The 25,418-nt window shown below is 64.7% G+C and carries 23 protein-coding genes; 10 read left to right on the top strand and 13 right to left on the bottom strand.

Annotated elements, in window-relative coordinates:
- Positions 1 to 87 precede the first annotated feature (87 nt).
- Positions 88 to 858, bottom strand: coding sequence for an SDR family NAD(P)-dependent oxidoreductase (locus X265_RS25765; protein ID WP_128969407.1), 771 nt, complete (start codon positions 856 to 858; stop codon positions 88 to 90).
- Between the two features lie 178 nt (positions 859 to 1,036).
- Positions 1,037 to 1,324, bottom strand: coding sequence for a hypothetical protein (locus X265_RS25760; protein WP_128967361.1), 288 nt, complete (start codon positions 1,322 to 1,324; stop codon positions 1,037 to 1,039).
- Positions 1,325 to 1,380: 56 nt separating this feature from the next.
- Between X265_RS25760 and X265_RS25755 the strand changes: the two genes are divergently transcribed.
- The 3 genes from X265_RS25755 (at position 1,381) to X265_RS25745 (ending at position 7,322) form a co-directional block, all read left to right on the top strand.
- The gene (locus X265_RS25755; RefSeq protein WP_128967360.1) at positions 1,381 to 2,781 is read left to right on the top strand and encodes a CoA transferase; all 1,401 of its coding nucleotides are present in this window, start codon (positions 1,381 to 1,383) and stop codon (positions 2,779 to 2,781) included.
- A 146-nt stretch (positions 2,782 to 2,927) separates the two neighbouring features.
- Positions 2,928 to 4,172, top strand: a complete 1,245-nt coding sequence (locus X265_RS25750; RefSeq protein ID WP_128967359.1) for an efflux RND transporter periplasmic adaptor subunit — start codon at positions 2,928 to 2,930, stop codon at positions 4,170 to 4,172.
- Between the two features lie 33 nt (positions 4,173 to 4,205).
- Positions 4,206 to 7,322: an efflux RND transporter permease subunit gene (locus X265_RS25745; protein WP_128967358.1), complete on the top strand. Its 3,117-nt coding sequence runs from the start codon at positions 4,206 to 4,208 to the stop codon at positions 7,320 to 7,322.
- Positions 7,323 to 7,335: 13 nt separating this feature from the next.
- Here the strand turns inward: X265_RS25745 and X265_RS25740 are convergent, their stop codons facing one another.
- The 5 genes from X265_RS25740 to X265_RS25720 form a co-directional block, all read right to left on the bottom strand.
- Entirely contained in the window at positions 7,336 to 8,298 is a 963-nt protein-coding gene (locus X265_RS25740) for an amidohydrolase family protein (protein WP_128967357.1), read from the bottom strand.
- Positions 8,299 to 8,354: 56 nt separating this feature from the next.
- A complete protein-coding gene (locus X265_RS25735) occupies positions 8,355 to 8,909 on the bottom strand; it encodes a P-loop NTPase family protein (RefSeq protein ID WP_128967356.1) in 555 nt (184 codons plus the stop codon).
- Between the two features lie 17 nt (positions 8,910 to 8,926).
- The gene (locus tag X265_RS25730) at positions 8,927 to 10,357 is read right to left on the bottom strand and encodes a TolC family outer membrane protein (protein ID WP_128967355.1); all 1,431 of its coding nucleotides are present in this window, start codon (positions 10,355 to 10,357) and stop codon (positions 8,927 to 8,929) included.
- Between the two features lie 187 nt (positions 10,358 to 10,544).
- Positions 10,545 to 11,324, bottom strand: a complete 780-nt coding sequence (locus X265_RS25725) for an enoyl-CoA hydratase (protein ID WP_128967354.1) — start codon at positions 11,322 to 11,324, stop codon at positions 10,545 to 10,547.
- A 135-nt stretch (positions 11,325 to 11,459) separates the two neighbouring features.
- A complete protein-coding gene (locus X265_RS25720; protein ID WP_128967353.1) occupies positions 11,460 to 12,149 on the bottom strand; it encodes a hypothetical protein in 690 nt (229 codons plus the stop codon).
- 288 nt (positions 12,150 to 12,437) lie between these two features.
- Here X265_RS25720 and X265_RS25715 point away from each other — a divergent pair, with 288 nt between their 5' ends.
- Positions 12,438 to 12,983 carry a sigma-70 family RNA polymerase sigma factor gene (locus X265_RS25715; protein ID WP_128967352.1) on the top strand — a complete coding sequence of 182 codons (546 nt, stop codon included), beginning with the start codon at positions 12,438 to 12,440 and terminating at the stop codon, positions 12,981 to 12,983.
- Between the two features lie 2 nt (positions 12,984 to 12,985).
- The gene (locus tag X265_RS25710; protein WP_128967351.1) at positions 12,986 to 13,624 is read left to right on the top strand and encodes an NrsF family protein; all 639 of its coding nucleotides are present in this window, start codon (positions 12,986 to 12,988) and stop codon (positions 13,622 to 13,624) included.
- Here the strand turns inward: X265_RS25710 and X265_RS25705 are convergent.
- Both X265_RS25705 and X265_RS25700 read right to left on the bottom strand, forming a co-directional pair.
- A complete protein-coding gene (locus X265_RS25705; protein WP_128967350.1) occupies positions 13,621 to 14,721 on the bottom strand; it encodes a DUF2336 domain-containing protein in 1,101 nt (366 codons plus the stop codon). The two genes, X265_RS25710 and X265_RS25705, sit on opposite strands and share 4 nt — an antisense overlap.
- Positions 14,722 to 14,784: 63 nt before the next feature.
- Positions 14,785 to 15,942 carry a GGDEF domain-containing protein gene (locus X265_RS25700; RefSeq protein ID WP_128967349.1) on the bottom strand — a complete coding sequence of 386 codons (1,158 nt, stop codon included), beginning with the start codon at positions 15,940 to 15,942 and terminating at the stop codon, positions 14,785 to 14,787.
- A gap of 436 nt (positions 15,943 to 16,378) precedes the next feature.
- Here X265_RS25700 and X265_RS25695 point away from each other — a divergent pair, with 436 nt between their 5' ends.
- The 4 genes from X265_RS25695 (at position 16,379) to X265_RS25680 (ending at position 20,478) form a co-directional block, all read left to right on the top strand.
- On the top strand, positions 16,379 to 16,948 hold the full coding sequence (locus X265_RS25695) for a sigma-70 family RNA polymerase sigma factor (RefSeq protein ID WP_164938793.1): 570 nt from the start codon (positions 16,379 to 16,381) through the stop codon (positions 16,946 to 16,948).
- Positions 16,945 to 17,637 (top strand): hypothetical protein, encoded by a 693-nt coding sequence (locus tag X265_RS25690; protein ID WP_128967348.1) that lies wholly within the window; start codon positions 16,945 to 16,947, stop codon positions 17,635 to 17,637. Before X265_RS25695 ends, X265_RS25690 begins: the two co-directional genes overlap by 4 nt.
- A gap of 16 nt (positions 17,638 to 17,653) precedes the next feature.
- On the top strand, positions 17,654 to 19,336 hold the full coding sequence (locus tag X265_RS25685) for a S8 family serine peptidase (RefSeq protein WP_128967347.1): 1,683 nt from the start codon (positions 17,654 to 17,656) through the stop codon (positions 19,334 to 19,336).
- A gap of 479 nt (positions 19,337 to 19,815) precedes the next feature.
- Positions 19,816 to 20,478, top strand: coding sequence for a TIGR03809 family protein (locus X265_RS25680; protein ID WP_128967346.1), 663 nt, complete (start codon positions 19,816 to 19,818; stop codon positions 20,476 to 20,478).
- Positions 20,479 to 20,592: 114 nt separating this feature from the next.
- Here X265_RS25680 and X265_RS25675 read toward each other — a convergent pair whose 3' ends face one another.
- The 3 genes from X265_RS25675 to X265_RS25665 form a co-directional block, all read right to left on the bottom strand.
- Entirely contained in the window at positions 20,593 to 21,963 is a 1,371-nt protein-coding gene (locus X265_RS25675) for a TIGR03808 family TAT-translocated repetitive protein (protein WP_128967345.1), read from the bottom strand.
- A gap of 95 nt (positions 21,964 to 22,058) precedes the next feature.
- A complete protein-coding gene (locus X265_RS25670; RefSeq protein ID WP_128967344.1) occupies positions 22,059 to 22,718 on the bottom strand; it encodes a pyroglutamyl-peptidase I in 660 nt (219 codons plus the stop codon).
- A 55-nt stretch (positions 22,719 to 22,773) separates the two neighbouring features.
- Positions 22,774 to 23,379, bottom strand: a complete 606-nt coding sequence (locus X265_RS25665) for a CGNR zinc finger domain-containing protein (RefSeq protein WP_128967343.1) — start codon at positions 23,377 to 23,379, stop codon at positions 22,774 to 22,776.
- An 87-nt stretch (positions 23,380 to 23,466) separates the two neighbouring features.
- Here X265_RS25665 and X265_RS25660 point away from each other — a divergent pair, with 87 nt between their 5' ends.
- Positions 23,467 to 24,369: a haloalkane dehalogenase gene (locus tag X265_RS25660; RefSeq protein ID WP_128967342.1), complete on the top strand. Its 903-nt coding sequence runs from the start codon at positions 23,467 to 23,469 to the stop codon at positions 24,367 to 24,369.
- A gap of 58 nt (positions 24,370 to 24,427) precedes the next feature.
- On the opposite strand, the gene meaB is transcribed toward X265_RS25660, so the two are convergent.
- Positions 24,428 to 25,417 (bottom strand): methylmalonyl Co-A mutase-associated GTPase MeaB, encoded by a 990-nt coding sequence (meaB, locus tag X265_RS25655; RefSeq protein WP_128967341.1) that lies wholly within the window; start codon positions 25,415 to 25,417, stop codon positions 24,428 to 24,430.
- Between the last annotated feature and the right edge of the window lies 1 nt (position 25,418).

The raw sequence follows: 25,418 nt of genomic DNA, 5'->3' as shown, positions 1-25,418 counted from the left end.
GCTCACAATGACGAGTTTGTTGAAGCGATCGCGCGACACATTCTCATCCTCATGGTCGGGACAAGCCCGGCCATGACCGAGTGAAATTCAAAAATTCACCCGGTTCGAGATCGCGCCGTCCACCACCAGATTCGATCCCGTGGTGAATCCCGACACCGGGCTGGCCAGGAACACCGCGGCGCTCGCGATCTCCTGCGGCGTTGCCATGCGTCCGGTCGGATTGCGCTTCATCGCATCATTGTAACGCTCGGGCATGTTCTGCTCGATCATGTTCCAGACGCCGCCCTTGAAATAGACGGTGCCGGGCGAGACCACGTTCACGCGGATCTTCTTCTTGGCGTATTGCCGCGCCAATCCCTTGGCCATATGGATCAGGGCAGCCTTGATCGGGCCGTAGGAGCTGGCGAGATCGGCCTGCGCCGCCGAAATCGAAGAGATGATGACGAAGGCGGCGTCGCCGTTGCGCGCGCCGCTGGCTTCGAGGAACGGCCGCGCGGCATCGAACGCGTGCACGGCGCCGAGCACGTCGAGCCGGAAGTTCTGCTCCCATGACGCGGGATCATGGCCTTGCGCCATGGCGCCGGCATTGGAAAACAGCATGTCAATGCCACCGAGCTCCTTTGCTGCGCCCTCGACCCACGCCTTCAGCGCCACACCATCGGTGACGTCGACGGTGCCGCCGGTGGCATTGATGCCGCTCGCTTTCAGTTCATTGACGGTCGCTGCGACCTGCTCTGCATTGCGCGCGCAGACCGCGACATTGGCGCCTTCACCGGCCAGCGTCGCCGCAATCGCCCGACCGATGCCGCGCGTGCCGCCGAGCACGACGGCGTTTTTGCCTTTGAGACCGAGATCCATTGTGGGGTTTTCCTTGTTGTTGGTGCAGAGAGTGTAGCTGTTTCGATCGATCCCCAGAACTCTCCAATTCGTCATTGCGAGCGCCGCGAAGCAATCCAGAAATGCATCTCTGGAAACAGCCAGGATTGCTTCGTCGCAAGAGCTCCTCGCAATGACGACGCGGATGGAGGACCCCGGCTCACTCCGGCGCAGCCCCCACCGGCGGACCGCCGGGCGGGCGATGCAGGAAGGTTAGCGACGCATAGGCGCCGACCCAGGAGCCGGCCGCCGCGAAAGCGACATAGACGGCATTTTCGGTATAGCTGATCACGGCGTAGGAGGAGAGCAGATACCAGATCGCGCTCCAGCTCGCCGCCGGCACACGCTTGCGCGCGACGACCGCTGAGGTGAACATCACATAGACCGCGTCGGTGGCCGCTGTCGCGACGAACACGGCGCCGGCGGTGAGGGGATCGATGGCAGCCATTGCAATCCTTTCCGTGCTCATGGGATCGTGGCAAAGCTAAAGGGAGAAAAGAGGCCATGCAAAGCCCCGCTGACATCCTCAAGGGTATCTGGACCTCCGCCGGCGGGGATCTGACCGCGCTCGAACGCGTGCGCCTGACCGGAGAGGAGCCCCAGATCCCATCCTCCTTCCGTGTTGCCGTCGCAGGGCAGGCAACGATCGCCGCCGCCGGCCTTGCCGCTGCCGAAATCTGGAGACTGCGCAGCGGCGAGGCACAGGATGTCTCCGTCGACATGCGCCATGCCGTTGCCGAATGCCGTTCCGAGCGTTATCTGCGCCTCGACGACAAGCCGCCACCGCCGGCCTGGGACGCCATTGCCGGCGTCTACAAGACCGGCGACGACCGTTTCGTCCGCTGCCACACCAATTTCCCGCACCACCGCGACGCCGTCTGCAAGGTGCTTGGCTGCGCGCCCGAGCGCGGGCAGGTGGCGGCCGCCTTGAAGCAATGGAAGGGCGGGGATTTTGAAACGGCGGTCTATGCCGCCGGCGGCGTCGTTGCGCTGATGCGCTCTTACGACGAATGGTCCGCGCTGCCGCAAGCACAAGCACTCGCCGAGCTGCCGCTGATCTCGATCGAGAAGATCGGCGATGCCCCGCCGAAGCCCTGGCCTGAAGGCGAACGCCCGCTCGCGGGTCTGCGCGTGCTCGATCTCTCCCGCGTCATCGCAGGGCCCGTCGCCGGACGCACGCTCGCCGCGCATGGGGCGGATGTGCTGCTCGTCTCGGGGCCCGATCTGCCGGCCATTCCCTGGCTCACCATCGATACCGGCCGCGGCAAGCTCACCACCTTTATCGGGTTGAAGAGCGAAACAGGTCGGGCGCAAATGCGCGAACTGCTGAAAGACGCTGACGTCTTTTCGCAAGGCTATCGCCCACGCGCTCTCGCAGCTCTTGGCTTCTCGCCGGAGCAGGCCGCGGAGATCAATCCGGGCATCGTGTATGTGACGTTGTCGGCCTATGGCCATGCCGGCCCGTGGGCCGAGCGGCGTGGCTTCGATTCGCTGGTACAGACCACGACCGGCTTCAACGATGCGGAAGGGAAGGCCGCCGGCATCGATAGCCCGAAGGAATTGCCGGCGCAGATGCTCGACCACGCCACCGGCTATCTGATGGCGTTCGGCGCCATGATGGCCAAGGCGCGGCAGGCGAGCGAAGGCGGCAGCTGGCATGTGCGCGTGTCGCTGGCGCAGACCGGACGCTGGCTGTGGAATCTCGGCCGGCTCGATGGAGGCCTCAACACCCCCGACCTTACGGGTGAGGCCGTACATGCTGCGTTCATGGAAACGGTGTCATCTGGCTTCGGCACGTTGAAGGCGGTGCGCCATTCGGCCGTGCTGTCGAAGACGCCGGCGCAATGGCGCCGTCCGGCAATGCCGCTCGGCAGCCATCCGCCGCAATGGCCGCGCCGAAGCTGACGTGAAGCTGACGGTGTCGCAAAATTTTAACGCAAACCGAAAGACGAGCCGCGTTTTTTAGGTTGTCTGAAATCTCAATTCGGCACTATTAGCGCGACCGATGAGGCAGTCGTCTGCCGAGATCGTCGCAGACATGTCCGGGCCCCATGGTAGCTGAAAATACCAAACGATTGCAGGTGCTTACAAAGCGACGGGTAATCACATCCGTAGTTTTACTGGCGCTTGCCGGGGCGGGTGCTTACGGCCTGATGTTTGCGGGTGCCAAAGAGAAGCAGCACTCCGAAGTCTCCAGCCAGTCGCGCAAGAACGCTCAGAATTTCAAGCCGACTCCGTCCGAATGGGCGACGCTGACGATCGAACCGGTCAACGCCAAGACGTTTCGGGCCGAGTATGTCACCGAAGGCAAGGTCGCGGTCGACGAGGACCACTCGACGCCGGTGTTCTCGCCTTATGCGGGCCGGGTGACCAGGCTGCTCGCCAAGCCCGGCGAGAGCGTAACGCAGGGTCAACCGCTGTTTACAATCGAGGCCGCCGATACCGTGCAGGCCCAGAACGATTTCATCGCGGCGATGACATCGCAGAACAAGGCAAAGTCGGCGCTTGAGCTCGCCGACATCCAATACAAACGCGCCAAGGATCTCTACGAGGGCCGCGCCATTCCCCTCAAGGATTATCAACAGGCGGAAGCGACCCAGGTCCAGGCGCAGAATGACATGCGCTCCGCGGTGACGGCGCTGGAGGCTGCAAACAACAAACTGCGCATCCTCGGTTTCACGGACGAAACGATCAAGGCGTTCCAGAACAAGGGCACCATCAATCCTGAAATCACGATCTACGCGCCGCTCTCCGGCACGGTCGTGCAGCGCAAGATCGGTCCCGGACAATATGTCAGTGCCGGCGCCAGCGATCCGGTGTTCGTGATCGGCGACCTCTCCACGGTCTGGCTTACCGCCTTCGTGCGCGAGAGCGATGCTGCGCAGGTCAGCGTTGGGCAGGACATCCTGGTCAACGTGATGGCGCTGCCGGGCCGTCCCTTGACCGCGAAGATCAACTACGTCGCTGCCGCGATCGATCCGAACACCCGCCGCCTGCTTGTCCGGGCCACCATCGACAACAAGGATGGCCTGCTCAAGCCGGAAATGTTCGCCAATGTCACGATCTATTCAGCCGGCGACCGCGGGGCGCCCGCGGTGCCGAAGCAGGCGCTGATCTATGAAGGCAACCAGGTCCGCATCTGGGTCGCGCGTGAGGACAAGTCAGTCGAGCTCCGCCAGATCAAGATCGGCCTCATCAACGGCAACCTCGTCGAGGTGACCAGCAACCTGAAGCCCGGCGAACAGATCGTCGTCAAAGGCAGCCTGTTCATCGACCGCGCGGCGTCCGGTAGCTGAATCGACGACCCCAAGAAACTGCGAAAAACCTGAATGGACCGTCTCGTCGCCCTTGCCGTCAACCGGCGCTTCCTGATGGTCGGCATGTTCGTCGCCGTATTCATCGGCGGCCTGATAGCATTCAACCAGCTCAACATCGAGGCCTATCCCGACCCGACCCCGCCGATGGTCGACATCGTCACCCAGAGCCCGGGCCTGTCGGCGGAAGAAATCGAACGCTACATCACCATCCCGATCGAGACCCAGGTCGCGGGCCTGAAGAACCTCACGACCATCCGCACCATCTCGCTGTACGGTCTCTCCGACGTCAAAATGCAGTTCTCCTTCGCCTACACCTATGAGGAGGCGTTGCAGCAGGTCTTGAACCGTCTGGCGCAACTCGCGCCGCTGCCGGGTAATGTGCAGCCGCAGATCTCGCCCTTGAGTCCGATCGGCGAAATCTTCCGCTATCGCCTGGTCGGTCCGCCGAACTACAGCGTGCTCGACCTCAAGACCATCCAGGACTGGATCCTCCAGCGCCGCTTCCGCGCCGTGCCCGGCGTGATCGATGTCACCGGTTGGGGCGGCAAGAGCAAGACCTACGAGCTTCAAGTCGACAATAACAAGCTGGTCGCCAACGGCCTGACGTTGCCGCAACTGCTCCAGGCGGTCAGCAATTCCAACGTCAACGTCGGCGGCAACACGGTCAATATCGGCCAGCAATCCGCCGTGGTACGCGGCGTCGGCCTGATCAAGTCGATCGACGACCTCGCCAACACCATGGTGGCGCAGACCAACGGCAACCCGGTGCTGGTGAAGGACGTCGCCACCGTCACCGTGGGCCAGAAGCCGCGTCTCGGTATCGCCGGCCTCGACGATGCCGACGACATCGTGCAGGGCATCGTGCTGATGCGGCGCGGCGAGCAGAGCACGCCGACCATCAATCGCGTCGAACAGCTCGTCGCGCAGATCAACGGCTCGACGATCCTGCCGCCGGGCGTGCGCATCGAGCGCATCTACGACCGCAAGGACCTGATCGACCTCACCACCCACACCGTGCTGCACAACATGGTGGTCGGTATCCTCTTGATCGTGCTGCTGCAGTGGATCTTCCTCGGGGACCTCCGCAGTGCCCTGATCGTCGGTGCCACCATTCCGTTCGCGCTATTCTTCGCCGTGATCATCCTGGTGCTGCGCGGGGAATCGGCCAATTTGCTCTCGGTCGGCGCGATCGATTTCGGCCTGATCGTCGATGCTACCGTGATCATGGTGGAGGCGATCTTCCGCCGTCTGACGCAGACCACGCCGACCTCGGAATCCGAGCAGATGTCTCCCGAGACGCTGTTCGGCATGAAGAGCCACGCCATCCTCAGTGCCGCGGCCGACGTTTCGCGTTCGATCTTCTTTGCCGCCGCCATCATCATCGCGGCCTTCCTGCCGCTGTTCACGCTGTCGGGCGTCGAGGGCAACATCTTCGGGCCGATGGCGCGCACCTATGCCTATGCGCTCGCCGGCGGCCTGCTGGCGACCTTCACCGTCACGCCGGCGCTGTCCGCGATCATCCTGCCGGCGCATGTCGAGGAGACCGAGACGCGGGTGATGCAGGTTCTGCACCGGCTCTACATGCCGGTGCTGAACTGGGCCGTCGCCAACCGCACCATCGTGCTCGGCGGCGCAGCCGGCCTCGTTGTGATGACGATCGTGTTCGGCCGGCTGCTCGGCCTCGAATTCCTGCCCAAGCTCGAAGAGGGCAACCTCTGGATCCGCGCCACGCTGCCGCCCACCATCTCGCTCCAGGAAGGCAACACCTACGTCAACGAGATGCGCAAGTTGATCCGTGCGCGGCCCGAGGTCGAGTCCGTGGTGTCGCAACATGGCCGTCCTGACGACGGTACCGACGCCGCCGGCTTCTTCAATGCCGAGTTCTTCGCGCCGCTGAAGCCCGCGAGCGAGTGGCCGGGCACGCACGACAAGGAAGTGCTGACGGCGGAGCTGCTCAAGCAGCTCGACGACCGCTTCCCCGGCGTCGAGTTCAACTTCTCGCAATATCTCCAGGACAACGTCTCTGAAGCCGTCTCCGGTGTGAAGGGCGAGAACTCGATCAAGCTGTTCGGCAGCGATCTGCAGGCACTGACCGACACCGCCAACAAGATCAAACAGGTGCTGTCGACGGTGCAGGGTGTTACCGATCTCGCGGTCTTCACCTCGCTCGGGCAGCCGACCGTGCAGATCGACATCGATCGCGCCAAGGCGGCGCGCTACGGGCTCGCGCCCGGCGACATCAACGCCACCATCAAGGTCGCGATCGGCGGCGACACTGCGGGCGACCTCTACGAGCCGGGAAGCGACCGTCACTTCCCGATCATCGTTCGCCTTGCGCCGGAATATCGCCGCAGCGCCGAGGCGATCCAGAATATCCGGATCGGTGCGCCCGGGCCGAACGGCTCGATCACCCAGATCCCCCTGAGCGAAGTCGCCACCATCAGCCTCGTCTCCGGTGCGGCCTACATCTATCGCGAGCAGCAGGAACGCTATCTGCCGATCAAGTTCTCGGTGCGCGAGCGCGACCTCGGCAGCGCCATCCGCGAGGCGCAGCAGAAGATCGCCGAGCAGGTCCAGCTGCCGCCCGGCTCGCACATGGAATGGGTCGGCGAGTTCGGCAATCTCCAGGATGCGATTCGGCGGTTGTCGATCGTGGTGCCGATCTCGCTGGCTCTGATCGGCATCCTGCTCTGGTTCAATTTCGGCTCGATGACCGACACGCTGCTCGCCATGAGCGTGATCCCGATGGCGATCTTCGGCGGCGTGCTTGGCCTCTTGATCTCCGGCACCGCCTTCAGCGTCTCGGCGGCGATCGGCTTCATCGCCTTGTTCGGCATCGCCGTGATGGACGGCATCATCATCCTCTCGCAATTCAACCAGTTGATCGAAGAGGGCATGGATCGCATGAGCGCGGTAATCCGCACCGGCGAGTTGCAGCTCCGGCCCGTGCTGATGACCTGCGTGGTCGCAGGCGTCGGCCTGTTGCCGGCCGCATTGTCGGAAGGCATCGGTTCGCAAGTGCAGAAGCCGCTCGCGGTCGTCGTCGTCACCGGCATGATGCTGGCGCCGGTGGTGATCCTCGTCACGTTGCCGGTGCTGATCTCCTTCTTCTCGCGCCGCGCGCGCTGACAGCCACCGCGGCTCAGAAACCGTACAGCCGCGCCGGATTATCGACCAGGATCTTCCTGCGCACATCCGCATCCGGCGCCCACACCGGAAGCTGGTTGAGCAGGCGGCCATCGTCGATCTGATAGAGCGGCGCGATGTCGGTGGCTTTCCGCCCCTCGACGTGACTCGAATCGGGGTGCGGCCAGTCGGTGCCCCAGACGATGCGGTCCGCATTCGCTGTGATGAGCGCGCGGGCATAAGGCACCATGTCCTGGTAATCGGGTGCAAGCTTCGACGAGCGGTATGCGCCGGAGATCTTCACATAGGCCTTGCCGGATTTGACGAGCGCGACGAGGTCGGCAAAGCCGGGCTGCTCCAGTCCGAGCGAGGCCTCGAGGCCGCCGAAATGGTCGAACACGGCAGGGACCGGTGAAGCCAGCACCAGATCCTTGATGGCGGAGATCATCGGCAGCGTGGTGTAGAGCTGCACGTGCCAGGCGCGGGCCTTCATGCGTTCGGCAGCGGCGGTGAAGCGGGCGCGACCGACATCGGGATCGCTGATGCCGCCGGTCGCGAGATTGATGCGGATGCCGCGAAAACCCTCCTGCTGCATGGTGTCGAGCTGGCCCTCCGTCGTCTTGTCGTCGATCACGGCGACACCGCGCGCATTCGCTCCGCGCGCCTTCATGCCGAACAGGGTGGAGGAATTGTCGGTGCCGTAGACGCTCGGGGTGACGATCACGACGCGCTCGATATGCAGCGCCTTGTGCAACGCGGCCATCTCTTCCGGTGAGGCCGGCTCCGGCGTGTAGACCCGGCCGGCGAAGAACGGAAATTTCTCGACATCACCGTGGATATGGGTGTGGCAGTCGCAGGCGTGCGGCGGGACGTCAAAATTGACCGGCGTTGCGGGTTGCGACGCACGCGCGTGGGCTCTGGTGCTCATGGCTACTCCGGCGGCGAGAGAGGTAAGCAGGACACTGCGTCGGTTGAGCATGGCTTCACTCCTGCTTCGTTCCCTTATGCCTTGTCGCGAAGAACAATATCACATGGTCAGGGTAGTCGCTGTGCTTCGCTGCATAGCAGCTCGACCAGCTCGGCAACGGGGCGTGACCCGTCAACGCGAACGACCGGGCAGGACAGGCGGGCGAGCCATGCCTCGTCTTTCACGAGACTGCGTCCGTTGCGATCACCGGCGTCGTAGTGCGAGGCCCATTCAACGAACGCCTCCACCTCCTGGCCGCGCCAGCCCCCGGGCGCGACAGCGTCGGCACCGAAGTGCGTCGCTTCCCGGGCGCGCAGACGCTGCATACGAAGCTCGCGCGGTGTGGTCACGAAGACAACGAGATCGAAGAACCGGACGAGTTCGTCGCCCCAGCCGGTGACGGTGCCGCTGAGCACCCAATCGAGACGCGGCAGAAACATCTCACGCATCAGGCGCAGCCGATCGGCGGCAGGGCGCGTCGTCTGGTAGGGCGGCGCGGTCGGCAGCCAGAAATAATCGTCGGTGTCGTGATGCGGCAGCGCCAACCGGCTCGCCAGTGCGCGGCCGAGCGTCGTCACGCCGGAGCCCGAAGCCCCCATCAGATGAATGCGGCGGCTCTTCATCGGTGTCGACCGAAAAGTTACTGCCCCGACGGCGTGCGCAGGCCGTGCCAGGCGTCGCGGACCTGATGGTAGTGCACTTCGGGCAGATAGTCCGGGGTGTTCAGGCTCAGCGTCTTGACGTCGAGATGGCCGACCGCGCTGAGCAGCGTGTAGGAGGCGATGACGCGGTCGCGCAGCGCGCCGATCAGGCGGGCCCTGGCCTGGATCAGATCGGCCTGCGAGTTCAGCACGTCGACCGTGGTGCGTTGTCCGCCGGCGGCCTCGCGCTGCACGCCCTGGAGCGCCACGGTCGCGGCCTTCACCTCGGACTCCGAAGCCGACACCGCGATTTTGGCGCCTTCATTGGCGACCCAGGCGCTGACGGCGGCGGTGCGTGCCTGGTTGCGCACCTGGTCGAGCACCAGCCGGCTCTGCGCCGTGACTTCCTTGGCCTGCCGGGTCTGCGAGGCGGCCTGGCCGCCGTCATAGATCGGCGCGGTGACGTTGGCGACGATCGAGGCCTGGTCGGTGGCGCGGGTGCCGAGTGTCTGGTCGCTGTCGCGGCTGCGGCTGACGCTGCCCTGGAGGCTGGCGCTCGGCAGCAGCGCGCCCTCGGCGACGCGGATATTGGTCGAGGCGACGTCGACGTCGAAGCTCGCGGCCATGACCGCCGGGTGCTCGCGGATCGCCATCGCGATCGAATCCTCGCGGCTCTTCGGCAGATAGCGATCGACCACTTCGGCAGGGCGAAGCGCGGTAGGCGCATTGCCGATCACCTGGGCGTAGGTCGCCTGGCTTACCGCGAGGGCGACCTCGGCGGCATTGAGATCGGCAAGGCCGCGATTGAGCCGCGCCTCGGCCTGGGCGGTATCGGTCGGGGTGACGTCGCCGGCGTTGAGACGGCGCTGGGTGATGGAAAGCGTCTCACGCAGGAAGGCGACGTTGGAGCGCTGGGCTTCGACCAGCGACTGGTTCGCCAGCACGTTGGTGTAGGCGGTAACCGCGTCGAGCAGCACGCCCTGACCGACATTGCGCAATGCCTCGCGGCCGGACTGCACCTGGAGTTCGGCGACCCGCACGCTGTTGGCAGTGCGGAAGCCGTTGAACAAGGTTTGCGACACCGTGACCCCGATGGTCCAGGGCTTCAGCGACGCGGTCTGAATCGTATTATCCGGAAGCAGGTTGCGCACCGCCTGCAAGCCGGCACTGAGGCTCGCCACGATCTGCGGCCGATAGCCGGCCAATGCCTGCGGCACGTTCTCGTCAGTGGCGCGTTGTCTTGCGCGCTCGGCATTGAGTTGCGGATTGGTCTGGTAGGCCTTGACCAGCGCTTCCGGCAGGGCCTCGGCGTGGGCTGCAGCGGGCAGGGCGCAGCAGAGCGCCAGCGTAGTCCATGTCGCCAGGACAGGACCCACGCCCGATCGACGCCGCGTCCTCACGCGACCAATTCTGGCGGCACGCCCAATCATGTAATCCCGCAAACCCCGGCTGTCCGCCCCCGCCGACGGCGGCTCTCTTAACTGTTTACCCAGCGCCGGTCGCGCAGGCAAACTGCCGCGGAGGAAACCCCCATGAAATCCGTGCTTGTTGCAGGCGCGTCACAGGGGTTCTGCGGAAAGGGGCGCAGCCTTACACCAGCCTGACCGTCCGTCGGCTTTACCGGTTCTTGTTCACCGGCTTGCGCTTCTCGATGAAGGCAGCCATGCCTTCGGAGCGGTCTTCGAGCGCGAAGGTCGCGTGAAACAGATTGCGCTCGACGCTCATGCCTTCACTGAGCGTGGTCTCGAAGGCGCGGTTGACCGCCTCTTTGGCCATCGCGACCGCCGGCCGCGACATTGCGGCGATCTTCTCCGCGGCTGCCATGGTCTCTTCCATCAGCTTGTCTGCCGGTACGATACGGCTGACGAGGCCACTGCGCTCGGCTTCCACCGCATCCATCATGCGCCCCGTGAGGCAGAGATCCATGGCCTTGGACTTGCCGATCGCACGCGTCAGGCGCTGGGTGCCGCCGATGCCGGGGATGGTCCCGAGCGTGATCTCGGGCTGACCGAATTTGGCGGTGTCGGCGGCGATGATGAAATCGCACATCATGGCGAGCTCGCAGCCGCCGCCAAGCGCGTAGCCGGCGACCGCCGCGATGGTCGGCTTGCGGCAGCGTGCGATACGGTCACCGCCGATCGCGGCAAAGTCCTCGGAGAACATGTCGATGAAGCTCTTCGGCTGCATCTCCTTGATGTCGGCTCCGGCTGCGAAAGCCTTTTCGCTGCCGGTCACGACGATGCAGCCGATGGCGTCGTCGGCTTCGAGGTCGTCGACGGCTGCTGCAATCTCGCGGAAAACCCCGAACGAGAGCGCGTTGAGCATCTTCGGCCGGTTCAGCTTGATGATGCCGACCGCGCCTTTGCTTTCGACGATGATGTGTTCGAACGTGCTCATGCTCCACCCGCGCTTTTGATTGAGCCGGCAATGTGCCCGCTGGCGGGGTGGGCTTCAAGGGGCCAGGAGCCGCCGGGACGCGCGCAACCCGCGCGCCCCCGAGGAGTATCCGTCAGGTCAAAAATTAAGCCCGGATCAGGCCATGAACATGCGCGCGGCGGAGGCCAGTGTCAGCAGCGTACCGACGCCGATGAAGATCTTGCCGATCAGGGAGCTCTGGTCCCAGGCCGAGTTGGGCTGGCTGCTCGCCATCACCGGCGCCGGGCGCGGCTGCGCATCGGTTGCGGCGATCACTGCTTTCTGGGCGGGCGGGCTGTCCTGTTGCAGGGCGCGATCGAGGTCGTTGAGCTGGTCGGACGCGACCACCTGGCTCTCGGCATTGGGAGCCGTGGTGTTATCCGCTGCCGCCTGAACGTTGTCGTTGGCGCGCCCTGTCATTGCGGTCGCCGCAGCCGCAGGCGGGGTTGCTTCGGCAGGAGCCAGCTGCGCATTGGCATTGGCGACTTCCGGCGGCATCTGGCTCGAGCCCAGCACGTCGGCGCTGGCCTCTGTGCCAGCCTTGTTCCCAGTCTTGGCCCCGTCGGCCTGCGCCGTCGCAGCCGTCTGGTCGGGCTTGTCGGCTTTGTCGTCGGATTTCTGCACCGTCTTGCTGTCGGTATGACGGCGAGACGAATGGCTTCGCGGCTTGGCTGGCTTGCTCTCATCGGCCTGTTTGCTGGCGCTCGTGCCGGCCGCAGAGCTCGGCGCGGCCTGCGCCGTTAGGCCGGACAGCAGCAATCCTCCGGCCAAAACCACCAATGCCGCGCATTCGCTGGCTTTCATCATGTCGACGATCTCCCCAATACGCCCGTCCCGGGGGCGAACAGAGACCCTGGTGCATGACGACAGCGGGGCAAAAAGTGGGAATCTTCGGGCCACACCGGGCAAAACCGGGGCAAAGCGGTTGGGCGCCCCGGCCGGCCGGGTGCGGCACGGGCCGATCGGTGTTATGAGCCTGACCGGACGATCTGCGGCTGCTTCGGGGCGAGGCCCAGTGATCACGACTTCGTGATCGGTTGGGCTCCGGCGTAACAAATTGAAAGAGCGGCCGAATTGCAATGGTGAGGGGCGCGCGTGCGCGGACGTGAGGACGAATGGACCGGCCTGATGCGGTCGGCCATGGCAGGCGATGATGCGGCGTATCATCGGCTGTTGAAAGCGGTCACGCCGGTGCTGCGCGCTGCTGCGAGGCGCGGCCTGGCGAGGGCCGGGCAGCCTCCCGATCAGGCCGAGGACATCGTGCAGGAGATTTTGTTGGCGGTGCATCTGAAGCGGCACACCTGGGACAGCGAAGCGCCCTTCGCCCCCTGGCTGTTCGCGATCGCGCGCAACAAGCTGATCGATGCGCTGAGGCGCCGCGGCCGGCGCGTCTTCGTCAACATCGACGATTTCGCCGAAACGATGCCCGGCGAGGCGCCGCAGGAGAGGGCTTCGGCGGGCGAGGTCGCCGCGCAGCTCGACACGCTGCCGCAGCGCCAGCGCGACGTGTTGCAGTCGATCGCAGTCGATAGCGCCTCGATCAAGGATACGGCGGCGAAATTCTCGATGAGCGAAGGTGCGGTGCGGGTTGCGCTGCATCGCGGGCTTGCGGCCCTGACGGCCAAATTACGAGACAACTAATCATGGACACCGATCAACTCATCCGCACGCTCGCGGCCGACAACGCCCACCGCGCTCCACGCGTCGGTGCGTTGCTGACGACGGGCCTTTTGGTCGCGGCGCCGCTGTCGATCCTGATCTTCGCGACGTTCCTGGGCGTGCGTTCGGACGTGATGAGCGCCATGCACAATCCGTTCTTCGACATGAAGTTCGCAGTCACGCTGTCGCTCGCGATCCCCGCGATCATCATCAGCCTGCATCTGTCGCGGCCCGAAGCCTTGATGCGCGGCTGGGGTTGGCTCCTGTTGCTGCCCGTCGGACTGCTTGCGGTTGCCATCGGCAGCGAGGCGATGATGGCACCGGCCATGCCGATGACGATGCGGCTCGTCGGCAAGAACTCACGGGCGTGCCTGTCGGCGATCCCCGCAATGTCGCTGCCCCTTCTTGCCGGCGCCTTGTTCGGCCTGCGTCACGGCGCGCCGTCGCGGCCGGCGCTCGCCGGCGCACTCGCCGGCCTGCTGTCGGCCGGGCTTGCCGCCACGCTCTACGCTTCGCACTGCACCGACGACTCGCCGTTGTTCGTCGCGACCTGGTACACGATCGCGACCGCGGTCGTGACGGCCATCGGCGCGGCGGTCGGGTCGAAGGTGTTGCGGTATTAAGCCGCCGACGTCGTGTTCTGCATGCGATGGAAACGCAGCACCTGCTGGGCGGTGGAGCTGCGCAGCGCCTCGTAGGTATCGCGCAGCGACAGCATGTCGGTTTGCGAGCCGCCCGAGAGCTTTTCGCGCATGGCGATGATCGCGCGCACGCTCGACCATTGCATGCCGGCGACCTTGGCGAGGATCATGACGCCCTCGGTGCGGCTCTCGATCATGATGGTCTCGGCAGTCTCGACCGCGACGCCGGCCAGCGCCGCGAGGCCTGCATTGGTCTCGTCGAACTTGCCCTGCTCGGCGAACGTCGTGACCTGGAACTCGTTGAGACGGCCGTCGTCATGGAGCGACTTTACGAGCGCACGTGCCATCTCGGTCTGCCGGGTCATGGCGGCGGTACGGACCCGCAGCGCCGCCTCCCGGACCACGCTCGACACCTCGTCGGCAAGTTCGGGGTGGGCGGCCTGCAGCTTCCTGCGCACGCTCATGGAAGCCCTGGCGACCAACTTCAGATAATGATGGCGCGGCAGGTCGGGCCGCAGGCCGATGCAGGCGGCAAGGTCGTCGTCGCGCTCGGCGCGCGTGACGAGATCGGCGAGGCTGTCCTCGGAGAGCCTCGCGCCCGGATTGCTGACGGTCGACTGCACCACGTCTTCATTGCCGCGAGTCACCAGCACATCGGTCAGCGCCTCCGACAGCACCCGCCGTAGCGAGATCGCCTTGAGATGGGCCTGACTTTTGTTGCGCGCGATCTCGATCAGGGTCGTCTCGTCCAACCGCTCCGACTTGGAAAGCACGGGGCCGGCGACTTCGATAACGTCGTCGAGCGCGAGCGTGCGGATGATCTGGGGCGGCGCGGTGTTGATCGGCGCGAGCCGGTCGGCGAGCAGCACCTTCGCCGATGTTTCGATCTGCTCGATCAGGCACTGGAAGACGTCGTCGAACACGCGGATGTGGTCGTCGGAGTAATCCACCGCGTTGCCGACAAAGAGATCGGTGATGCGGCGCAGCGTCTCGACCCGGCGCGCGACCGTGCCGTGCGCGAGCGCGGTCTGCAATTCCTCGAGCAAATTTGCGGATGACTTCACGGATCTCGATCTCATAGCCCTGTCCTGGAGCGTTCAGTCCGGCGGCGTCTTCTCACGCGCCGGCAGCAATTGAAGTGGTCAGCCCGTGGCAATGCGGTTGCGCCCTTGCGCCTTGGCAGAATAAAGCGCGCTGTCCGCGCGCGCGAGGAACGTGTCGGCAGTATCAACGTCGCGCAGCGTCACGACGCCGGCGGAAATCGTCACGCTCATGGCTGGCGAGAATGCGCTCCAGTCGAGCTCGGCGACGATGCGGCGCAGACGATCGAGCATGCGTGAGGCGGCCTCGCTCGTGGCGCCGGGCAGCAGCAGCAGAAATTCCTCGCCGCCATAGCGGCCGAAACGGTCCTCGGGCCGGATGTTGGCGAAGATGGTGAGGGCGAAGGTCCGCAGTACTTCGTCGCCGACGGGATGGCCAAAGGCATCGTTGATGCGCTTGAACCAGTCGAGGTCGATCAGCGCGATGGCGCAAGGGCTGCCGGTCCGACGCGATTTCTCTATCTCGGCGTCGGGAAGCCGCATGATGCAGCGGCGGTTATAGGAGCCGGTCAGTTCGTCGAGTTCGGCGAGCTCCTCGATGCGCCGATAGGCGGCCTTCAGTTCGTTGCTGCGCTGGTAAAGGATCTTCCGCAACGTGGCGCCGAACAGGCCGAGGAAGGCGCACTGCCCGATCACCAATGCGAAACACAGCATCGAAGCGGCGCGCTCGATGCGGCTCGCAACCGGCAACCCGATCGGCAGGTCTGAGCCCAGGAACACGAAGGCGAGCCCGCAGGTGGCAAGACCCCAGGTGACCATCGCCTGCCGCGAGGTCATGCGCAGTGTGCCGAATGCGAAGATCAGGAACAGCACCGCCAGAAAGGCGATCCCGAGGGTCGGCACCGACACCAGGAACACGAATTGCAGCGCCATATGCGCCGAGATCTGGAAGACCGTCAGATAGTGGTCGGCGAACCTGTCGCCGACGCCGGCTTCCGACAGCACCGTGAAGGTGCCGATGATCAGCAGACCCCCGAACCAGAACAGCGTCGGAACGTTGGTCGAGACGGCGCCGTCGAAGGCGTAGAGCAGCAGCACCGAGGCGCCGAGCGAATAGCTTGCGACCTGGCCGACATACATCTGGCGGCGCTGCCGCATCCGTCGCGCGCACACGTCCGGGGACGTCGCATCGGACGCAAGCACGAGATCCGCAACCTCAGCGGCATTCCGCTCCGGAAAGGACGTTGCGGCCGTGCTCATGGTCCCGCCAATGGTGGATGTCAGCCGAAAAAATCTACGTGGCAAGCCTTTAGGTTTGGTATCCTTTTCGAACCGAATCCAAACGGGCCACTGGCCGGTGACGGGCCTTCGGCGGTGCGGGATTTTGCAGCCAATTAGGCATCGCAGGCGATATCGCGGACCAAAGCCGGCGCCGCGCGACATAAGGTGCATGGGGCGTGTTATGGACCGGGCTCGATCGGGCCGTCTGTGCCGGCCCACGGCAAGTCCGAAGAGAGCGTTTCCATATTATGTTACCGTTCCAGAGAGAAGCGGACGACCGCAGGTGGGACAAGGAAACCGCACGTATGTGGGGTAGATCACACAGGTCCCCGTATGAGTGCGGTAGGTTGAACAATTTTGCACCTCCCGTCGAACCGTCCTCCGCATCGACCCGACCAACCTTGCGAGACGGCCTTTGAGCGTGACACAGGCGGCTACGGACGAGGTCCTCATCGCCAGGATCGCCCAAGGTGACCGGCTCGCCATGCAGGTGCTGTACGGGCGGCACCATGTCAGGGTCTACAGATTCGGGCTCAGGCTCGTGCGGGACGAGCAGACGGCGGAAGACCTCATCAGCGAGGTGTTTCTTGACGTCTGGCGTCAGGCCGGCAAGTTCGAGGGTCGGTCCGCTGTTTCCACCTGGCTCCTGGCCATCACCCGATTCAAGGCCCTGTCTGCGCTTAGGCGTAGAAAGGATTTTGAGCTGGACGACGAAGCCGCCAACGCGATCGAGGATTCCTCCGACGATCCGGAAACGGTGGTGCAGAAGAAGGATACCAGTGAAGCGTTGCGGGAGTGTCTGACGGGCCTCTCGCCGGACCATCGGGAAATCGTCGACCTCGTCTACTACCACGAGAAGTCAGTAGAAGAGGTGGCCGAAATCGTCGGGATCCCGGAGAACACGGTAAAGACGCGCCTGTTCTATGCGCGCAAGAAATTGGCCGAACTGCTGAAGGCAGCCGGCATTGAGCGAGGCTGGCCATGATGGCATTGAGCAAGAAGATGCTGGAGCAAGAGCCCAGTGAGATCGAGATGCTGCTGCCTTGGCACGCCGCCGGCACGCTGAACACACGTGATACCCGCCGCGTCGAGGAAGCGCTCGCCAGCGATCCGGAGCTTGCCAGACAATATGCGGCGATCCGCGGCGAATACGAAGAGACCATCCACCTGAACGAGAGCCTGGGGGCTCCGTCGGCCCGCGCGATGCAGAAGCTGTTTGCCGCGATCGATGCCGAGCCGGCGCGGGCGACGGGTTCACTGCCGCTGTCGACACGTGTCGCCGCGTTCTTTGCAAGCCTGTCGCCGCGCACGCTGGCGTGGTCGGCAAGCCTCGGCGCCATCGCGCTGGTGCTGCAGGCCGGCATCATCGGCGCCGTGCTGATGAAGACCCAGACCTCGACCTTCCAGACCGCATCGCTCTCGACCGGCGCGCCGATCACGCGCGAGCTCGGAGCGGCTGCGCCGTCGCGGGCGCTGGTGCGCTTCACGCCCGAGGCGCGCGTCGCCGACATCACCGCGCTGCTCGATAACTACCAGGCCTCGATCATCGGCGATGCCAAGGGCGGCATGTTCCGCCTCCAGTTCGACAAGGCGATGAGCCAGGATGAGCTGAACGCGCTGCTCGCCAGGATGCAGCGCGAGAAGTTCGTCAACCTCGCCGTGGCAGCGCCCTAAAGGCGCCTTCGCACCCATGATGCGCAAGCCCGAGAGTCAGTTGCGAGCCGGGGCCCATGCTTCGTCGGTCGGAGCTGCGCTCCTGCTCGCCGCCTGCCTCGGCATCGAGGTGGCGCACGCCCAGGCGATCATGCGTACGCCTACGATCAATCTTCCCTCGCGCACGCCAACGATCTCTCCGAACGTCGCAGCACGCGCCATGAACGTCGATCGCGGTCCGCGCGTGACGACGGTGCCTCATATCACCGCGCGGATGGCGCCGAACCCCGTTCTGCCCTATGCGCACTACTCGCCGAACCTCTATCCGGCCTGCTCCGCGCCCTATCGCGATGCCGACGGCGAGTGCCTCGGACAGCCGAATGGGGGCGGGGGTGGCTCCGGCAAATCGGTCAAGAAGAGCGCCGGCAAGGGACGAGGCAACAACACGCCCGCCACCGTCGACACGCGAAGCTTCGCCAACGAATTCGTCGCCGAGATCGACAGCGCGCTATCGCCGACCGAAGCCGACGAACTCGCGCGACGTCACGGCTTGACCCGCGTCTCGTCGGAGAATTACCCGTTGATCGGGGCCACGGTGGGCCTGTTCCGCATTGTCGACGGCCGGCCCTATGAGACGGTGCGGCGCGAATTCGCGGCCGATGGCAGCGTTCGCTCGCTGCAGCCGAACTTCCGCTACCTGCTTCAGGACCAGAAGCCGGCCGTGCCGACCGAAGGCGATCCGGCGCAATACGCGCTGTCGAAGCTGCGCCTGCCGCAGGCGCACACGCTGGCGCACGGCACCAACGTCACCATTGCGGTGATCGATTCCGGGATCGATGCCAGGCACCCGGAACTTGCCAATTCCATTGCCGACAATTTCGACGCCCTCGGCAGTGGCGAGGGGGCCCATGTTCACGGGACCGGCATTGCAGGCGCCATCGTCGCGCATGCGAAGCTGATGGGCAGCGCGCCGGAGGCGCGCATCATCGCCATCAGGGCCTTCGGCGGCACCACCGGCAGCGCCGAGAGCTCGTCCTACATCATCCTGCGCTCGCTCAACTATGCCGCCGAGCACGGCGCCCAGATCGTCAATATGAGCTTTGCCGGTCCGAAGGACGCGGTGATCGAGCGCGCCATTGCCGAGACCGCTGCGCGCGGACTGGTGCTGATCGCGGCCGCGGGCAATGCCGGCGCCAAATCGCCGCCGCTCTATCCCGCCGCCAATCCCAACGTGATCGCGGTCAGCGCGACCGACCAGCAGGACAGGTTGTTCACCGCCTCAAACCGCGGCAACTACATCGCCCTGGCTGCGCCCGGGGTCGATATCTTCTTGCCGGCGCCCGACGGCAAATACCAGATGACGTCGGGCACCTCGTTCTCGGCGGCCTATGTCTCCGGCGTCGCAGCACTGCTGCTCGAGCGCAACTACGCCCTGAAGCCCGAAGCGCTGCGCATGACGCTGGCAAAGAGCGCGCGTGACCTCGGATCCCCCGGGCGTGACGATCTCTATGGCGACGGCGAGGTCGATGCGTTTGCCGCGGTGACGGCCGTTCCCGCCGACAACACGACACCGGTCGCATCTGTAGCAGGTACAACTAAACGTGAAGATGCCGAGAAGCGTCGCGAGGATCCCGGCGTCCGGGCGATCGAACAGCCCTCGCTATCCAGTGCAAACGATAAACCCACGGTTTCTCAGGCAGATAGACCGGCGGCGCGCTAGCGCCTGCGAAACCATTGCGCGCGGGCCAAACGTTAAAAAATCAAACGCCGCTTTTGAACGTTCAGCCCGCTGTCACGACCAAATTATGTGGGAGCGGTCATCCCTCCCCATCAGTCATATCAGGCGCGAGCGCCCATCCACCCCAAGCGCCCATATGGCTTGACCCGTCCGGTTGTCCCCCCGGACGGGTCTTTTCCTTTCAGCGTCTGATTTCTTGAAGCGTCTTGCGCGGTCAGCTTGCGGTTGAGTCCGGGCGTTGATCGTCGCCGGGACTCGGGGCCGGCGCGCAGCAAGCCCGCTATGCTTGTGCGAAGCTTGACTCGCAAACCGCTGAAAACTCCGCACGACTACGGAGTTTTGTGACGAGAGCCATGTCGTTGCTGGACAAGTCAAATCTTTTCCACAAAATATTCATGTCGCTTCTAAATTGATTCGTGTGCGTTGCGTCGCGTCCGTATTTTCTCCAAACGGGCTGATTTATGACACATCGCCAAGAGTCGGTTCGTGCCGCGGCTGCAGGTCGCGACATTGCTGCACGCTGGTGCGCTCTCGCCGAGCAGCGGCTGGAGCATCTCTCCGAAATGTTCGAGACCGGACGCTGGCGCCGCTATCACTCCGAGCTCGCATTCCTCGAAAACATCCAGGAAGCCAAACGCGCGGTCGAGACCTGGCGCGCCCTTGCGACTGGTGGGGATGTCGCCGCGGCCGCCGCCAGCGTGTCCTCCGCATTCGGCTGGTCGCCGGCGACAATGCCGCGCGTGTTTCCGCGCGAGCAGGCCCAGACAGTGCAGGCTCAGACGGTGCAGCCGAAGGCCGTGCACATCGCGCCCGAGAGCGCCGTTCCGGTCAGGCTCGAGCCGAAGCCGGACGTGCTGGCCGAAATCGTCGAGGCGCCGATCGCCCCGCTTGCCGCACCAACGGCCGAGGTGGCCGCTCTGATGGCGTCGTTCACCGCGCCCGCGGAGATGCCGCCGCTCAAGGCCGCCGCCGCGAGACCAGCGCCGGCTGCAATGGCGACGCTTCTGCCGCAATTCACCCCGCCAGCCGAGGAAATCGTCGCCGCCCCCGAGCGCGTCGTCGAATTCACCTTCAGCCTCGACGGCATCGAAGCGAAGTACCCGCTCCTGAGGAATACGTTCTAAACGCTGCTGAATGACTCACGCTTCTCGAACCCGTCGTCCTGAGTGCGAGACATGGGACGCAACGCGTCCCATGGAGAGCCTCGAAGGATGAACGGCCCAGCTATCGCCGCCTGTCTACTGCCGCACAGCATTCCCGCCGACCACCACCTGCGCAAAACGTTGCGCGCCGTCCGCCGACAGGTCTGACGTCACGGCACGCGCGTGGTCGAGGCCGACCACGGCGCCGCGCGGGGTTTCCGAGATCATGTTGTTGTTGACGAGCGCGGTGCCGGCCCCGGGTACGATGGAAACGCCAACGCCGGCCAGCGCCTTGCGGATCACATTGCCCGTGATCGCCACGTCGCGCAGATATTTGCCCCAGCCGGCGACGATGCCGTAGGACGGCGCATTCTCGATCACATTGCCTGATACCGACGTGTCGGCCTCGATGTAGATGCCGACGCCTGCATCGTCGTCAGGAGCGGTGCCGATCGGCCGCTTCGGGATCAAATTGCGGATGATGTTGCCCTGGACCACCGCAATGCGGCCACCTTCGTTGAAATTGCAAACGGAGACGCCGACGGCGGCGCCATCCACGGTGTTGTTGGCGATCACCGCTGCCTCGAACGCAAACTCGGAATAGAGCGCGACCTCGCGCACGTCGCTGACGCTGTTGCCCGATATGTGGATGTTGGAGGCCGAGTTGCCGCGCACGGCGGAATAGTCGCAGTTCTTGATGCGGTTGCCGCGAACGATGACGTTGCCGGCGCGAAAGGCGTTGATGGCGTTGCCGTACTGGCCGGAGCCGCCGGGACCGGCCTTGATATCCTCGATGCGGTTGTCCGCGACCAGCGTGCCGTCATCGCCTATGGCGGTACGCAGGATCTCGATGCCGTTGTCGCTGGTGCCGACAATGGTGTTGCGGGACACGCTGAGGCCCCTCGCATCGAACGAGACCACAGCAGTGACGGCGATGTTGGTCAGGATGTTGCCGGAGATATCGCCGGAGACCTGCTCCAGCCAGATGCCGCTGCCGCCGGATGCGGTGATCGCGCAATCGGTGATGCGGATGTCGCGTCCGCCGAGCACATGGATCAGCCCGCGTCGGGTCGGCAGCGGGATGCCTCCGCCGTCGAAGCTGATGCCGCTCAGCCCGATCGAGTCAGAGCCGTCGCTCTGGATTGCGGAGGCTCCGCCAGTGAAGACAAGCTTCGTCGCACCGCGCACGCCGATCAGCTGCGCACCATCAGGCAATCGTAATAGTCCGGTACGGTAGACTCCAGGCGGAAGTGCCAGCGGCACCTGCGCGCGGGCCGTCTCGTCGATCGCACGCTGGAGGGCTCGCGTTTGATCCTCGTTGCTGCCGGGCCGTACGCCATATTGGGTCGCATCGCGGCCAAGCAGCGACGTCAGCGGCGCCCCGCGGGCAGCGTCAACAGGCATGGCGAGCGCGCCGGCGATGCCGGCGGTCGAAGCTCCGATGAGATGACGGCGATTGAGGTCCATGACGCGTCCTCCGGCGGACGCGGGAGAGTCCGCGAAAGGTTAGGTAGCGCAGGGCGGGCGGGATCGCCGGGATTGTTCGCGGTAGGGTTAAATGTTTACCGCAAGGTCTGCGTGTTCCGCGCTTTCCGCGCCAACCCCACCATCTCCATCAGCATCGCTTCCCCGGCATCCACCAGCTCATCCAGCGTGATCCGAGGGGCGCCTTTGCGGCGCATGGCGCCGTCGCGCGTCAGGAGAGGAATGTGAATGAACGCCGCCAGCCGCGGCCCGCCAGCGTTGACGCTCTCGATCGCGCGCCAGCTCAAGTAGTTGCAGAGATAGGCGCCGGCATCGCGCGAGGGGCGCGCATCGATGCCGGTCAGCCGGGCGGCGCGCAGCAGCCTTGCGGTGTGCGGGCCGAAATTCATCGCGTCGGCATGACCGGCGATGCCGCGCTTGCTCGAACGGGTATTGGCGGCATCGGGCCAGAGCATGGTGACGGCATTGCGCGCGCGGCTCTCGATGCGCAAGTAAGGCGTGCGCGCGGCGAGGCCGAACATCAGCAGCGCATCCGGCTTCACCTTTGCCAGCAGCTCCGGCAATTGCCGGTCGACCGCGGCGTAGGTCACCGGAAAGATGTGACGCGAGATCGCGACATCATCGAGCGCCGGACGGCGCAGTTGCGCCAGTCGCGTGACCAGCGGCTGGGTCGGATTATGCGGCGCTCCGGGAAATGGGCCGAAGCCGGTGATGAGAAGGCGGAGTTTGTCGGACAATGGATTGGCTCCCGCTCATGTCTATCACGGCATATCCGATCCGGCGAGCTGCCGGCTAGGTCTCCGATCCGGTTTCATGCCTGTGCCGCTCGCGATAGGTCCGGGTCTTCTCCCGGTTGCCGCACAGCGTGGACTGGCACCACCGCCGCGTGCCGGGCTTGGAGCGATCGAAAAAGACGCGTTGGCATTCGTCCGCTGCGCACATCTTCAAACGGTCGAGCGTCCCGGCCGCAGCGGCATTGTACAATTCGGCGATGATCATGGAGAGGCCGGCCTGCGCGTCCGTCTGCAACGGGATCAGTCCAAATCCATCCTTGCCGATGCTGGCGACCCGGAGCGCAAACGGCTCCATCGCCTTGTCGAGGCGCGTGGTGATGGCGGACTTGCGATGACGTTCCGCAGGATCGCATTTGAGATAATCCCGCAGCGCGCCGCGCAATTGCAAAGCAGCTTCGAAGGTTTTTTGAGACGGCAGCACTGCGCGATCGACGAGCCGGCGCTGTTGCATCCAATCGCCGAGCGCAGCGGCGTCAGGCAGTTCCTCCGCCTGCTGATGCTGCACGCCGTGATGGATGAAGTGCCGTAAATCCAGCGTGTTGGCGAAATCATAGATGTTCGCCAATGCATCCGGCACCTGGAACTTGCGCGATTCCTTCGACATGAACACCACTTAATGACTTTTGACGGTTGACTCAAGTCACCGGTATTAATAGTTTACTGGTGTCGAACGAGAGAACGGAGTTTCATCATGTTGCACGTCAATCATCCGCCAATCTCGACCGAGGAAGTCTCCTACCGGAAGTACATCGAGGTGCTGGATACCCAGATGGCCTATGTCGATGTCGGATGCGGCGACCCGATCGTGTTCCTGCACGGCAACCCGACGCCGTCTTATCTCTGGCGCAACATCATCCCGCATCTGCTGCCGTACGGCCGTTGCCTCGCGCCGGACTATGTCGGCATGGGCAATTCGGGTCCTGCACCGAACGGGTCATATCGTTTCGTCGATCACCAGCGCTATCTCGACGCCTGGTTCGACGTGATGGGCCTGAGCAGGAACGTGATCCTTGTCGTGCACGACTGGGGTTCGGCGCTTGGTTTTCACTGGGCCAATCGTCATCCCGAGAGGGTCAAAGCCATCGTCTACATGGAGGGCATCGTGCGCCCGTTCCGTTCCTGGGCCGAATGGCCCGAGGCGACGCGCGCCTTCTTCCAGGCGCAACGGACTCCGCAAGGCGAAGACATGATCCTGCAGAAGAACCTGTTCATCGAGTACCTGCTGCCGCTGCGCCATATCGCGCCGGAGGCGATGGACGTCTACCGCCGCTATTTCCGCAATCCCGGTCCGAGCCGGCAGCCCATGCTGACCTGGACGCGCGAATTGCCGATCGAGGGCGAGCCCGCCGATGTGGTCGCGATCGTCGAGGCCTATGCGGATTGGATGTCGAAGAACCGGATCCCGAAACTGTTCATCGATGCCGAGCCGGCAGGTTTTCTGATCGGCGCACAGCGCGAGTTCTGCAGAGCCTGGCCCAATCAGCAGACCGTCCTTGTGAAGGGCTCGCACTTCCTGCAGGAGGAGGCGCCACAGGAGGTCGGCGAGGCGACCGCCCGCTTCGTCTCGAAGGTGCTGGCCGGACAGATCAGCTGAGCAGTAGGGGCTCGTGCTTCGCTTCACCTCTCTTTCGAAGGGCAAAGGTGAGGCGGTCTCAATGCAGGAGCTTCATGATCGCCTCCGCGGCGAGAGCCGGCGTGAGGTGACCGTCGGCTACCTCGGATTCGATCTTCTTCACCCTGGCGCGGACGGAGGCCTCGCTGCGCAGCCGCGCCAGCATGCGCTGTTCCAGCATCGACCACATCCATTTGACCTGCTGGTAACGCCGGCGCGCGGCGAACTCGCCGCATGCGTTCATCGCCTTGCGGTGGTCCAAGACTTTCTGCCAGAGCTCGGCGATGCCGGTGCCGGCCAGCGCCGAATAGGTGACGACCGGCGGATGCCAATGTTCGGACCGGGGGCTGAGGATATGCAGCGCGCCGCGATAGTCGGCAGCAGTGATGTTGGCACGCTTGAGGTTGTCCCCGTCGGCCTTATTGATCGCGATCATGTCGGCGAGCTCGACCAGTCCCTTCTTGATGCCCTGCAGCTCGTCGCCACCGCCGGGCAGCATCAGAGCGAGGAAGAAATCGGTCATGTCGCAGACCGCAGTCTCCGACTGGCCAATGCCGACGGTCTCCACCAGAACGACGTCGAAGCCGGCCGCCTCGCACAAGAGCATCGCCTCGCGCGTCTTGGCGGCGACGCCGCCGAGCGTGCCCGATGACGGCGAGGGGCGAATGAAGGCCGCGTCGGACGCCGACAACCGTGCCATCCGCGTCTTGTCGCCGAGAATCGAGCCGCCGCTGCGTGCCGAGGACGGATCGACCGCGAGCACGGCGACCTTGTTGCCTCGCGCGATCAGGTAAGTGCCCAGCGCGTCGATGGTGGTGGATTTGCCGACGCCGGGCGAACCGGTGATGCCGACGCGAACCGCCTTGCCGGTGTCGGGCAGCAGCATCTGCAGCAGCTCGCGTGCCAGCGCCTGATGGTCGCTGCGCCGGCTCTCGACCAGCGTGATGGCCCGCGCCAGCGCCGCGCGATGGCCGGTGCGCAAGTCGCGGGCGAGGGTGGCGATATCAAGCGGAGTCTTCTTCTCAACCATG

It is taken from the genome of Bradyrhizobium guangdongense (assembly GCF_004114975.1).
Classification (GTDB): Bacteria; Pseudomonadota; Alphaproteobacteria; order Rhizobiales; family Xanthobacteraceae; genus Bradyrhizobium; species Bradyrhizobium guangdongense.
This window is presented reverse-complemented; position numbering and strand designations above follow the sequence as displayed.